This window comes from Legionella beliardensis (assembly GCF_900452395.1).
Classification (GTDB): domain Bacteria; phylum Pseudomonadota; class Gammaproteobacteria; order Legionellales; family Legionellaceae; genus Legionella_C; species Legionella_C beliardensis.
This window is the reverse complement of sequence record NZ_UGNV01000001.1, coordinates 1979212-1992344: the sequence shown is the minus strand read 5'-3', so window position 1 is coordinate 1992344 and position 13133 is coordinate 1979212. Positions and strand designations below refer to the sequence as shown.

The following is a 13133-nucleotide window of genomic DNA, read 5'->3' as shown; positions in this document are numbered from 1 at the left end:
GATAGTAATTTATTATAAGCATCTAATAAGCAGTGTGTAAAAATAGTACGAAATGAATAGGAGAGTAATAGTGTCTTTGGGAAAATATAAAGTTACTGTCATTGAACACACTATTATTAAAATGTCTGATGGCTGTGAATTGGCAGCCAAAATCTGGTTGCCCATAAAGAAGCCAGAAAAAAAAGTTCCAGCTATCCTAGAGTATTTACCCTATCGTAAGCGCGATGGGACTGCTGTGCGTGATGAGCTAACTCATCCTTATTTAGCCTCACATGGTTATGCTTGTATTCGTGTTGATATGCGCGGATCTGGAGAGTCCCAAGGTTTTTTGCAAGACGAATATCTTAAACAAGAGCAAGAAGATTGCTTGGAAGTATTGCGTTGGATAGCTAAACAATCCTGGTGTACAGGCAGCATCGGTATGATGGGTATTTCTTGGGGAGGATTTAATAGCTTGCAAGTTGCAGCCCTTAAACCTCCAGAATTAAAAGCTATTGTTTCAATCTGCTCAGCAGATGATCGGTATAATAATGACATACATTATATGGGCGGTTGTTTGTTGACAGAAGATTTTGTTTGGTCGGCAACTATGCTAGCTATGATGTCTCGCGCGCCAGATAAAAAATTAGTAGAGGATTGGCGGGAAAGATGGCTAACTCGAATTAGTAAGCAACCATTATTATCAGCTACATGGCTTCAACACCCTTTACGTGATGAATATTGGAAGCATGGCTCTGTCTGTGAGCAAACAAACAACTTTAATTGCCCTACCTATTTAGTTGGTGGTTGGGAGGATGGTTATTCTAATACCGTTTTTAATTTGTTATCTAGCTTACAATGTCCACGTAAAGGATTAATTGGTCCTTGGGCGCACAAATACCCGCACTTTGCCAAACCCGGTCCACAAATTGGTTTTTTACAAGAATTATTACGTTGGTGGGATTATTGGTTAAAAGGGATAGACACCGGTATTATGGCTGAGCCTATGCTTCGTGTTTGGATGCAAGACTCAGTGCCATCTAAGCTTGATTATGATGATCGACCAGGTAGGTGGGTAGCTGAAAAAAGTTGGCCTAGTGAGCAAGTTAAAAACGAAGTGTTCTGGTTAGGTGATGAGTGTATTTCAACTTATCCAGTAAATAACGATATTATTACTCATTGCTCACCACAATCAGTAGGTGAAACTGGTAGAAGTTGGTATGGCCATGGCATGAGTCCAGAAAAACCGCTTGATCAGCGTGTTGATGATGAGCGTTCAATTTGCTTCGATATGTCGCCTTTTAATCATCGTTTAGAAATTTTTGGTGCACCCGTAGTTGAATTAGAAGTGGCGGTGGATAAACCTCAGGCCTTTATTGTGGTTCGACTTAATGAAGTCTCCCCGGATGGCGTATCAAGACGTGTAACTTATGGGGTATTAAATTTGGCTCATCGTAATAGTCATGAAACACTAACACCTATTATACCTGGGGAAAAAATGCACATTACGATGAAGCTTAATGGTATTGCTCATTCCTTTGCACCAGGAAATCACTTACGTCTTGCTATTTCGACTACGTATTGGCCTTTATTATGGCCTGCGCCTGAAAAAGTAAATCTTAAGATATTTGTGAAAAATTCTAAGCTTACTCTACCTACTCGTGCACCGTGCGAAGAAGATAACTCGCTATTTGTTTTTCCAGAGCCTGAAAGCGCTCCTCCTTTAAGCTTAACTTATCTGCGAAATCCCTCAGTAGAACGTTACATTAAGCGCGATCAAAATAACAGGGTAATTTATACGGTAAAAGAGGATTCAGGACATACGCTTATTGATAATATTGGCCTTGCTATAAATTATACCCAGCAGGAAGAGTATTCTATTCAGGATGATGACCCCTTATCAGCTAAACTTAATGTTAAAACAATAATCGGTATTGGACGTGATGAATGGCAAACTCGTACTGAAGTAAATTCCACTATGCAAGTTAATAAATCAGATTACTTATTAGCAGCTAAATTAGTTGTTTATGAAGGTGATGAATTAATCCTTACGCGTCACTGGGAAAATAAGATTCCTAGGTTTCCAAAAGAAAGCATGCAAATAGAGCAAATAAAATCAGAAAAAGCAGGGTTTTTTTATAAAAGGACAAATAAATTGCCTAACGAAGAGTATGATATTCAGCTACACCCTTAACCGCTGTATTGGTTACAATGATTAAAATTTAATTGTTATTTACCCTAATATTCGCTCTATTGCTAGCATTGCCTCTATTGATGGGATTACTCCTAAAGTGGGGCAAAATCAAGTTTATCCATTTTATCAACATACGAATCTAATTCTAATTTAAAATTGGACATATAAATTATATTACTTAATTTAAACACATTAATTGTACTAATAATTAAATTTAAGTTAAAAAAGTATTTAATAGACTGTTAACAGGAAAGAAAAGGCGTTAAAAAGGCATATAATTCAAATTTAGTTAAAGAAAATGTAAAAATGGCAGTAAAGGCACGCTTATATAAATCAATAGTAAGTTTAGGGGTAAGGTTAGCAGAGGGCGAGAGGCAATGTGCCTCTTATTATTATTCTCTCTGTTTTGAACTTAACTTTCTATTCTTAAATATAAAAAAAAATAGTCAAATTTTTATTTTAGATGAAACAGGGCAGCAAATTATTGACTACCTATTAAATAATTTAAACAAGCAAAATTTAAGATTTCCACCACGTTTTAGAGCGAAAGAAGATTTTACTTTCTTCTACTTTCACCTATTGAGAAATTGGTTATATTTTATAAAAGGTAATTTTGAGAAGGCAAATGAAGCCCTTAGCGTAGCTAAAACGTTTCCGGAAAAAATACGCTGTGCCGAAACCAGCCATTTGGAAACATTAGTTCAAAAACAAATTGAACTGCAAAAGGCAGTGCAGCCAATTTATAGACAACAATCTATAAGCGTAGAAGAAGTATTGGAAGATAAATTGAACTTACTTATAAAAGAGTATGAATCTAACAAAGCAGCATCGCTCGTTGATAGTTCAGATGAAATTTTAGCTCGCTATTTTATTGATTTGGAGCAGCAGGCCCAAACTGATAATCCTATAGATTTGTGGAACCAAACAGAGCCTGGTTCGGTTCAAGCTATGATTAAACTCATACGAATCATGTTTAATGCAAGTGCTGAACTCTCTATTGATTTTATAAAAGAAATGCATAAGTTGGCATTAGAAGATGTAGTATTACCTCAGGCAAATAGAAGCTTTGCTATAACGGCTGGCGAGTTTAGACAAGAGCCAGTACGTTTTGGCATGCTTGTAGATAATACATCGCTAGCAGGACTTTATAATGTGTTAGATTGGGTAGAAAAAGAAAATATAAATAACAATGATGCATCTAACTATAATATTATACTATCAGCCTACCTTGATTCATTTATATTAGAAATATATACAAATCCTGCTGAAATCGAAAACAAATTATTAGAGTTAATTAATAACTATTATTTAGATATTACTCGTGCTAGTAGCAGTATGCACCGAATACGAGAACTTATAAAAGCATGTGCAACGTTCTCACATTATTTTTCCTTGATTCATCCTTTTAGTGATGGCAATTTACGCTTATCTCAACAACTTTTAAATTTTCTTTTAGCTAAAAATAATCTCCCTCTTTGTATTCTTTCTGATCCAGCTTTAATCGAAGGCTCATCACCTGATGAATTAGTAGACCATATTTGTATTGGATTTAAAAAATTTAGACAATTTGTAGTAAAAGAACAGGTAACAACTAAAGTCCAAGCACCTCGTATGGAAAAAATTGAAAAAGATAATGTTGCTAGTTTGCTAAGTCATTCAATTTTCAACTATGAGACAACTCAAAAAATAGCAGTTAAAAATTGCCTAGTTCATGATAGCCCTAGCTTTGAACAAGATAAGCTAATAAAAAACGTCTCATTTAGTTGACTTTAGTTGTTAATATTTAATACAATATGCTCATTAAAAATTCAAATGAGCTATATCAAGGAATATTATGCCTAATTTATCAGCTTCCTCACCAAGCATTAACAGCACTCGATTATTAAAAAGCAGCACACTAAATAAAGCACAAGTAATATTTGAAGAAGAAACAGGACATTTAGAATCTTATAATATAGAGCTTTTAAGGGATTTAAGATATATAGTTGCTAAACTTCGCACTAGCAAAGACCTCTCTTATCCATATTTAATTAAATCCATTAAACGAAATATTTATTTTATAGAAGAGCCGGGTGTTTCTTCGTTTAAAAATAAAACTGAAGCCTTTATTAAGATGATGGAACAAAGTAGATTTACGTATGTAGTACGTCAGAGACAACACACTACAAATGAACAGGAGGTAACCACTGCAGACAGAGGACTAAGTAATGTTTCTGTAAGTGAAGATAGTTTAGGAGTATTAACTAACTTTAAATCAGCTGATGAAGAGTTATTGAAAGATTTAACAGATACTACCCATCTAACTGCAGGGGAAGTAAGCATTGCAATGAGAGAAATAAGTGATCTATTTGAAGTTGCAAATAGTTCTACAAGTGCACCAACTAGCCTTACACTCGCTGATGAACAATTACTTAGGGAATTAACAGACACTAGTCATTTAAATGAGGAAGAAGTAAATATTGCAATGCAAGAATTCAGTGATATTTTTGAAAATGATAATTATTCAGATAAAAAATCTCATGAGCCTGAATTACAAGCAAGCATAAAGCCTGCTACTGCCTCTCAAGCGGGCATGTTTCGAAAAAGAAATAATACCTCAGCTCAATCAAAAGAATTGCAATATACTATAAACAGTAAAGCTCATGTGGTATTTGAAGCGGAAACAGGGCAATTAATATTATCTAATCGAAGTCTTTTTAAAAATTTAAGGGCTGAAGTTGCGCGTCTTCGAAATAGTGAAGATTTCTCTTATCCATACTTAATTAAATTTAATAACACGCAGCAAGTTTATTATTTTATAGAGGAGAAAGGCGTTTCTTCTTTCAAGAACACAACAGACGCTTTTATTCACATGATGAATCAAACTAATTTAACGTATAAAGTATCTCACAGACAACAAATTATATCCGAAGAGAAGATAGACATTGATAATTTAACTGATTCCAAATCAGCTATTGAAGATTCAGAAGAAAATAACCCTAAGAGGCATAAGATATAATCTCTATAATAAATAATATAAAAAATTTAGAAAATTATAGACATGAGCTGCTAGAAAACGACTAGAAAAGTCAACACCTTTAAATAGCTTATATGTGTTGTACTGCAGTTTGCCACATCTTAAATAGGAGCTATTTTATTTAGAATATGAGATTTGTCTTCAAGGCTATTAAATGTAAAGAAAGAATTATCTGAAAATTTCATGATATATTTTTTATTATTGTTATCAGTTTTAACGTTTAATTGCGTAAGATTTCGAGCAAATGGCCTACGGTCACCTTTTTGTTCGAAGCAGACCGTTTGACATTGAACTTGTTTATGAACTGCTTTAATAATTTTTTTTTCTTTTTCAAATTTTTTAGCAGCTTGTTTTTTAAAAAAAGAAAAATGCGTTTTTCTATAGGTGTCTTCGGCTTGCTGTCTTTTTTCAAGGTGGTTGCTAAATATTTTCAACCAAGCATCACTTAAATTCTCTAACGTTTTTAAACAGGCAATGGATAAATCAAAATTAGTAGGGTATTGTAAGTAAGTTGCAACAATAAGTGCACACTCTTGCTCAAGTTTATTAATGCTCTTTTTTTCTTTTCTTGCTAATTTTTTTATTAACTTAATTTTTGACATGTTACTTTTCAATTCATTATAAGGCATAGTTAGTTTGTGAAATAAGCAATTATTCATTAAGATGAGCCATAATGCCATAACAAGACTAAATGCAATAGCTTATGCAAGCTTATGAGCTAGGCAGGTCATGAAAACTCTTTTTTTAAAAACTGAGAGCCTTAAGTGAATCAAAAAAATAATAATTTAAAGTTAATAGGTTGGATTGTTGGTTTTGAGCTAGTGGGCTATTTTATGGGATTAATTACACGCGCGAACATCCATCCGTGGTATGAAGCCCTTAATAAATCCGTTTTAACCCCACCGCCGATAGTATTTTCAGTCGTGTGGTCAATATTGTATGCTATGCTCGCCCTAGCAGGTTGGGCCCTGTATTATCAGAATAAACAGTTACCTATGCGTTCAATAATAACGTTATATTGGGCTCAATTAATCATGAATTGGGCCTGGACACCGCTGTTTTTTCATTTTCATTTAATAGAATTAAGTCTAGCGTGGCTTGTTATTATTTTTTGTTTAACCGCAGTACTTATTTTTAAACTTTGGAATAAGAAAACTGGTCTAGCTATAATGCTAACACCTTATTTATTGTGGTTATTGTTCGCAGCCTACCTTAATGGTGCTATTTGGTGGCTTAACTAAGACAATAGCCACACGTTGACTCGATATAAGCTCTATCCCTAAATGCTGACATAAACTTGATTTAAACCTTGGGCAAATGAATGAATAAGGGGCTCAATGTAAGCTTTATCATCTAATGTAAATTGCAAATTTTTAGTGAAAAAATTATACGGTGTCATAGAGGGAAGTTGAGTTGGAAAATTAGCAATGCCTAAGCGCCAGTGAGCAAACGCACGAACATCAATCGGTTTTATTTCTAGTAAGGTTACATCCGTATGGCGTTTATCACGAGCAATATTAAGATAGACTAAATCAAGGCTAGCTTTATCGCCTTCAAGGACTTGAAAAAAATAGTGATTATAAAATAGAAGTAAGCCTGTAATATCTAGCTCTGTATTATTTTTACGGGATTGCTCCGTTAAATAAGTTAAATCATCTAAGGTAAAACCAGGTATAGCTCGACTTGAATAGATAAGTTGGTGCATTAAAAGATCCTAAAATCAGTAAATAAAGATAGTAGAAGATAAAAGATGACAAGATGGTCGAGGTAGGATTTTAGCTTATCCGTAACTTACGTCTTGTCCATAAAACCTTAATACATTCTTTGTCCATCCTCGTCGTTTAAGTATAACAAAAGAAATAACATCGACCTAGCTCATTTATTTTTATATTTATGTAACAGTTTTAAATTGATTGATTATAGTTATTTTTTCTTAAGCCTTTTCTAGAAGCAATACTCAAATTTCTACCTTTTTGACCGTGCTAATACATAAATTTTTTCTGTTTCTGCCTAATCTCCCATTTAGTCCCTTTGCAAAAATCAACCTTAAAATACCTGCTTTAATAAGTAAAAATATACTCAATATGATCTATAATTAGGCCAATGATGTAAATTAAATTCAAGTATAAGCTTGAATAAGTTATTGAATATGCCTAATCAAATTAATGTAAAAAGCGGTCAACTTACCGAAAAAGAAGCACAAGACTTATATATTTTTTTAGAAAATCAATCGCAATTAGGTATTAAATATTGGCAAAAAAATAAAAGATATTCTGTCAATGGAAAAGTATGTACTTTTACTAATGATATGTTTCAACGGGAAGGTAAGGATGGCCGTTACCGTTATGAAGTTATTAGTAGTAAAGAATTAGGACAGGGTAGCTTTGGTACAGTAAATTTAATAAAAAATACAGTGACTTTTGATAATGAACAAATTTACTTTAAAAAATCGAGTAAAAAAGATGGCAGTAGGCGTGTTGTTAAAATGCAATACCATGCTAGCCCAGAGTCATTTGAATCTTTAGAGAGCGAGTATCAAATCTCTACGAAAGCTACTCATCTAGCTGTAAAAAAGCCAATTTTAATTGAAGACAAGCAGTTTAGTTTAATGCGAATGAAACATTTACCAGGGCAAGAGCTTCAGTCTATTTTACAAGATGATTTAACCAAAAAAAGGGTACTGACCGTTGCTGAAAGAATGGAATTAACTCATGCTCTATTGAAAGCCTTGCAGGCGCAAGTGATTGATAAAGGCATCATCCATCGCGATATTAAGCCAGGCAATATTCTTGTTGACTTAGGCCCACCTCTACTGGTCAATATTATTGATTATGGCGTGAGTATTAGTACACCCGATGGAAACGGTGCTGGTACGCCTATCTATTCTGCACCGGAAATATTTACAAATCCAATAAATACCAGTCCTAAAAGTGATGTCTATTCTATGGGTCGAGTCTTAGCTCTTCTTTGGGGCTGTAATAATGAGACGTATAATGATAAATACGGTGCCTATCTATTTAAAAATCTACCTACACATGAAATATTAAAAGGACTATTTAGTAGGTGTGGTAAGTTAGGAAAAGTTGAGCGAGATATCTTTGATGCGTTAGCAAATATGCTAAAACATAATCCGGAAGAGCGTTCAGATATTAATAATGCAATTATGGCGTTTGCATCTATTAAATTAGAAGATATTTATCGTAGTCAATTTCATCAGCTTTATAAAGATATAGCAGAAAAAGAACGTTTTTCTTTTCTCCGAAATGTTGGTATTAAAGGGCATGAAAATTTAGCTGAAATAATTTTGCATGCAATAAAAGATAATAATAGAAGTAGACAGATTTGTGTCGAATTAAATTGGTTAAAGAAAAATGGTGCCTTAAGCGATACCGCACCTCAACAAATTGTAGAGGCTTATCCTAAATTTAATCAAGATTTTAACTTAAAATAGTTTGTCTTTTATTAATGCTTTTAATGATTTCTAAAATCTTTACACTTTAAAATTGGTCAAAATTTTAAATCCTTTTCTGCAGCTTGCGTCTTAACTTAAGATGGCTTATGACTGCTAGCTGGTTAACATCTTAAAAGCAATATCATCATAGTGTTAAAGTGATCTACTGCATTCAACTGTATTTACTTTTTTAAAAGTAACCTATACTATCTTGAAAAGTGAAACAATAATCAAAAGCATTTTTTTGCCTTTGGCAATTGATGTATAAGCATATTAAATGATGTCAAATTCTATGACTACTTAATTATTGATTAAAAATAATGGATATTAATAAAAAGTTATCTATTTTAGCAGATGCGGCAAAATACGATGCTTCTTGCTCAAGTAGTGGTGCTAAAAAAAACAGAGGTAAGAAAGGATTAGGTAGCACGACTGGTATGGGTATTTGCCATAGTTATACGCCTGATGGTAGATGTATTTCCTTGTTAAAGATTTTATTAACTAATTATTGTATTTTTGATTGTAAATATTGTATTAATCGGGTTTCTAGCGATGTGGTTCGAGCTACCTTTACAGTCAAAGAAGTCGTTAATCTAACCCTTGATTTCTACCGGCGCAATTATATAGAAGGCCTATTTCTAAGCTCAGGTATTATTAGAAGTGCAGATTATACGATGGAGCAGCTTATATTGGTGGCTAAATCATTACGTCAGGAACACCATTTTCGAGGTTATATTCATTTAAAAACTATTCCTAATGCAGCAGAATCATTAGTACAAGAGGCAGGGCTTTATGCTGATCGATTAAGTATTAATATTGAGCTGCCTACTGCAGAGGATTTAAAACAGTTAGCGCCTGAAAAAAAACGAGATAATCTTGAAAAAAATATGGCTGATGTTGAGCTTAAGCGGCAAGAGATAAAGGAAGATAAAAAGAAAGGATTAAGCTCTCCAATCTATGTGCCTGCAGGACAAACCACTCAAATGATTGTAGGGGCTACACCCAGTACAGATAAAGTAATTTTACAAACATCATCAAAATTATACAAAGACTATAATTTACGGCGAGTGTATTACTCAGCCTATAGCCCTATTCCTCACGCTGATGCGAGATTACCTAGTATTATACCACCTTTATTACGGGAACATCGCCTCTATCAAGCAGATTGGCTACTGCGCTTTTATAATTACCAAGCAGAAGAAATAGTACCAGATTCAAACCCCAATTTAGATATTGAACTTGATCCAAAAACTAGCTGGGCATTAAGGAATCCAGCGATTTTTCCAATCGATATTAACAAAGCTTCACGTTATTTACTGTTAAGAATTCCAGGTATAGGAGTACGGACAGTCGATAAATTATTAACCATTCGCCGTTTCACTCAAATATATTATAAAGATTTAATTCAATTAAAAATTAGTATGAATAAAGCTAGGTATTTTATTTGCACAGCTGACTATAAGCCACCAAAAAACCTTAATCCATGGGATTTAAAGAAAAATATGCATGAATTTCAACAACTGGCGTTTGATTTTAATGATTACAATCAAAGCGAATAATTTTGAACAATGGCGCTCAGGTGCGCGTTATCTACTAGCACATGATCAATGTCCTGCTTCTGTTTTTTGGGAAGATGATAATACCGGTCAATCGACACTTTTTGATAAAAAAACATTAACGCCTGATAATGGTCAATTTAATAAGCAATTTTTTATCTCAAAAAAATTTATAACCTTAGCAAAAATTATTGCTTGTCATCGTAGTGCCGACAAATGGGGAAAACTTTATGATTTATTATGGCGCTTGACCCATGATGAACCTTATTTGTTGAATATTGCAAGCGATCCACTGGTGTATGATTTATTGCGAATGCATAAAGCAGTGACTCGTGATGCACATAAAATGAAAGCCTTTGTACGCTTTTGTAAATTTACTGAAGATAATGGTAATGATTATTTTTTAGCGTGGTATAAGCCTGATCATTTGATTGTCCATTTAGTTGCTCCTTTTTTTCAAATGCGTTTTGCCGTCATGAACTGGGTTATTATAACACCAGACGAAACGGTATCCTGGAATGGAAAAGAGCTTGTGTATGGAGCGGGAAAAATATTATTAACTAATCCTAAAGATGGCTTAGAAACATTATGGCAAACTTATTATAAAGCGACCTTTAATCCTGCACGGGTAAAAATTAAAGCAATGAAAAAAGAAATGCCTGTTAGATTTTGGCATAATTTACCTGAAACACAGGTGATCCCTTCGTTATTAAATGAAGCACCTAGGCGAGTAGCTCAGATGATGCAACACCAAGAAGGAATAAGTAGCTCAGCTGAACAATATTTTCCTCAATTACCAGCGTCAATAGAGCTGTTTAAGGGCAAGGCGCAGGCTTGTAGGGGTTGTCCACTGTATAAAAATGCAACGCAAACCGTGTTTGGAACGGGCTTCATTCATGCTAAATTAATGATAGTAGGCGAGCAACCTGGTGACCAAGAAGATAGAAAAGGCGTGCCTTTTATAGGGCCTGCTGGGCAATTACTTAGGGATATTTTAAAAAAGTTAACAATACAAATAGAAGCTGTTTATCTAACCAATACGGTTAAACATTTCAAATTTAAATTGGAAAATGGTCGACGTATTCATCACTCGCCTAATATAAGAGAAATTCATGCGTGTAAACCTTGGTTATTAGCAGAGATTGAACTGATTAAACCTGACGTCGTTCTTTGCTTAGGATTAACCGCGGCAAAAGCACTTATTAACCCTGCTTTTCGTATTAAAGACGAGCGTGGGTGTTTTAAGCCAGTTGATAACTACTTAATAGGCGCAACGTATCACCCATCTGCTATTTTAAGAACATCTAATCTTCAATTAAAAGACCATATGCTAAAGACTATGATGCAAGATATTGGTAAAGCTTATCAATTAAGTCAAATCGATAATCAAAGCGGCTGTTAAATGATAACCTTATCCTTTTATTGGCTTTTATTACCAGTCTTGTTTATTGTGGCAATAGCCAGTATAGGCAGTTTATTTCGTCTTATTTACCTTTTTCGGTCAATAGCGGGCTTAGAAAAGCGATGTATTAATCATAGTCGTCTATGGCCCAAAGTATCTATTATTGTTCCTTTTCACAATGAACAACAAAATTTAAAGGGCGCTATGATGTCTTTGTGTTTATTAGATTATGCTAACTATGAGATTATTGCCGTTGATGACCGCTCTACCGATTTAAGTTATGAAATAGTAAGTCAACTAGCTAACAAAAATCCACGTTTAAAATTGATAAAGGTAGAAACTTTACCCATCAACTGGTTAGGCAAGCCCCATGCCTTACATCAAGGTTTAAAGCATGCGACAGGCGATTACATTGTGTTTACTGATGCCGATGTAAATTTTAAACCGTCCATTCTTAGTAAAGCCATAGATTATATGCTGGCTGAAAAGCTTGGGCATTTAACATTATCACCAAAAATTGAAGTAACACATTTTAGTATGAAATTATTTATACCCTTTTTACTCTATATCATGTTCCTTGCTATGATGCCTTGGCGAGTTAAAAGTACCAATCCTAAAGATGCAGTAGGGATAGGGGCCTTTAATTGTGTGAGTCGAGAGACACTTAACTTGATAGGTGGGGTAAAATCTTTAGCCCTCAATCCGATTGATGATGTTGGCTTAGCACGCCTTGTTAAACAATATTCCATTAAACAAGGTATCGCAAATTCAGAGGGTTTATTAAGCCTTCCTTGGTATGAAACTATTAGGGCGTGTCAAATTGGGTTTGAAAAAAATATTTTTGCCTTCTTTGATTTTAGCCTCATAAAATCAGCCATAGCATTACTGAGTTTTCTGACTTTTATTTTCTTGCCATTAGTTAGCTTAACACTTTTTAATAGTTTAATTTTTCTATTAAGTAGCATAGCAATTATTAATATAGTTTTTGCTATCATGCTAAGTTGTCATCATTTGAAGGTGTCAAAAATTTACGCATTCAGCTATCCACTAGCTGCTCTAATCACGTTATATATAGGTGTTCGCTCTGTCAGTTTATGTATTTTAAGGCAAGGGATATATTGGGGCGGCAAGTTTTTTTCGCTGAAAAAACTCATTATTTTTTATAAGTTAAATAAGTAGGGATGTAGGGATGTAGGGATTTCTATGGTATCTCTTTTAGCGTTGAAGCAAGAACGCATTGTCATGTTAATTTCATTTTCCTGATGCTAGCTGGCTTTGATTTAGTCGCTTTCCTTTTCGGGCCAATGAGTGTTTTTTCACGTATTGTATTGTCTGGTGGGCTTATCAGCCTTATATACACTTTACCTAATTTATAAATTTTCAAACTAGATTAAGTCATTAAGTGATTTGCTCAAAATAAAAGTTGCCTTAAGTGGTGACTTTAAATTAATTAATGGCCTCTATTACATGCACTAATTTTTCTAGGTAAAGCTTTAATAAAAACGGACGATACAAAATAACAGGCTAGTATGGTC

10 protein-coding genes are annotated in these 13133 nt (G+C 34.0%); 8 read left to right on the top strand and 2 right to left on the bottom strand.

Annotated features, from left to right (window positions below):
• Nucleotides 1-70 precede the first annotated feature (70 nt).
• The 3 genes from DYE47_RS08815 (at nucleotide 71) to DYE47_RS08805 (ending at nucleotide 5171) form a co-directional block, all read left to right on the top strand.
• Entirely contained in the window at nucleotides 71-2173 is a 2103-nt protein-coding gene (locus DYE47_RS08815; protein WP_207385204.1) for a CocE/NonD family hydrolase, read from the top strand.
• Nucleotides 2174-2479: 306 nt separating this feature from the next.
• Nucleotides 2480-3940 (top strand): Fic family protein, encoded by a 1461-nt coding sequence (locus DYE47_RS08810; RefSeq protein ID WP_115302916.1) that lies wholly within the window; start codon nucleotides 2480-2482, stop codon nucleotides 3938-3940.
• A gap of 67 nt (nucleotides 3941-4007) precedes the next feature.
• On the top strand, nucleotides 4008-5171 hold the full coding sequence (locus DYE47_RS08805) for a hypothetical protein (protein WP_115302915.1): 1164 nt from the start codon (nucleotides 4008-4010) through the stop codon (nucleotides 5169-5171).
• Between the two features lie 119 nt (nucleotides 5172-5290).
• On the opposite strand, the gene DYE47_RS08800 is transcribed toward DYE47_RS08805, so the two are convergent.
• A complete protein-coding gene (locus tag DYE47_RS08800) occupies nucleotides 5291-5791 on the bottom strand; it encodes a hypothetical protein (protein WP_131750099.1) in 501 nt (166 codons plus the stop codon).
• Between the two features lie 162 nt (nucleotides 5792-5953).
• Here DYE47_RS08800 and DYE47_RS08795 point away from each other — a divergent pair, with 162 nt between their 5' ends.
• Nucleotides 5954-6430, top strand: a complete 477-nt coding sequence (locus tag DYE47_RS08795; protein ID WP_242604246.1) for a TspO/MBR family protein — start codon at nucleotides 5954-5956, stop codon at nucleotides 6428-6430.
• A 38-nt stretch (nucleotides 6431-6468) separates the two neighbouring features.
• On the opposite strand, the gene DYE47_RS08790 is transcribed toward DYE47_RS08795, so the two are convergent.
• The gene (locus DYE47_RS08790) at nucleotides 6469-6894 is read right to left on the bottom strand and encodes a BLUF domain-containing protein (protein ID WP_115302913.1); all 426 of its coding nucleotides are present in this window, start codon (nucleotides 6892-6894) and stop codon (nucleotides 6469-6471) included.
• A gap of 444 nt (nucleotides 6895-7338) precedes the next feature.
• On the opposite strand from DYE47_RS08790, the gene DYE47_RS08785 reads away from it, so the two are divergent.
• From DYE47_RS08785 to DYE47_RS08770, 4 genes are all read left to right on the top strand, one after another.
• Nucleotides 7339-8640 carry a serine/threonine protein kinase gene (locus tag DYE47_RS08785; protein WP_115302912.1) on the top strand — a complete coding sequence of 434 codons (1302 nt, stop codon included), beginning with the start codon at nucleotides 7339-7341 and terminating at the stop codon, nucleotides 8638-8640.
• Between the two features lie 320 nt (nucleotides 8641-8960).
• Nucleotides 8961-10199: a putative DNA modification/repair radical SAM protein gene (locus tag DYE47_RS08780; protein WP_115302911.1), complete on the top strand. Its 1239-nt coding sequence runs from the start codon at nucleotides 8961-8963 to the stop codon at nucleotides 10197-10199.
• On the top strand, nucleotides 10177-11598 hold the full coding sequence (locus DYE47_RS08775) for a UdgX family uracil-DNA binding protein (RefSeq protein ID WP_160149878.1): 1422 nt from the start codon (nucleotides 10177-10179) through the stop codon (nucleotides 11596-11598). The genes DYE47_RS08780 and DYE47_RS08775 overlap by 23 nt, the downstream gene beginning before the upstream one ends.
• Nucleotides 11599-12777 (top strand): glycosyltransferase family 2 protein, encoded by a 1179-nt coding sequence (locus DYE47_RS08770; protein ID WP_115302909.1) that lies wholly within the window; start codon nucleotides 11599-11601, stop codon nucleotides 12775-12777. It begins immediately after the preceding gene.
• Nucleotides 12778-13133: the final 356 nt, after the last annotated feature.

Coding starts and splice junctions, on each gene's coding strand:
- DYE47_RS08780 (WP_115302911.1), top strand. CDS start 8,961: ATGGATATTAATAAAAAGTTATCTATTTTAGCAGATGCGGCAAAATAC.
- DYE47_RS08805 (WP_115302915.1), top strand. CDS start 4,008: ATGCCTAATTTATCAGCTTCCTCACCAAGCATTAACAGCACTCGATTA.
- DYE47_RS08775 (WP_160149878.1), top strand. CDS start 10,177: ATGATTACAATCAAAGCGAATAATTTTGAACAATGGCGCTCAGGTGCG.
- DYE47_RS08785 (WP_115302912.1), top strand. CDS start 7,339: ATGCCTAATCAAATTAATGTAAAAAGCGGTCAACTTACCGAAAAAGAA.
- DYE47_RS08770 (WP_115302909.1), top strand. CDS start 11,599: ATGATAACCTTATCCTTTTATTGGCTTTTATTACCAGTCTTGTTTATT.
- DYE47_RS08790 (WP_115302913.1), bottom strand. CDS start 6,894: ATGCACCAACTTATCTATTCAAGTCGAGCTATACCTGGTTTTACCTTA.
- DYE47_RS08810 (WP_115302916.1), top strand. CDS start 2,480: ATGGCAGTAAAGGCACGCTTATATAAATCAATAGTAAGTTTAGGGGTA.
- DYE47_RS08800 (WP_131750099.1), bottom strand. CDS start 5,791: ATGTCAAAAATTAAGTTAATAAAAAAATTAGCAAGAAAAGAAAAAAAG.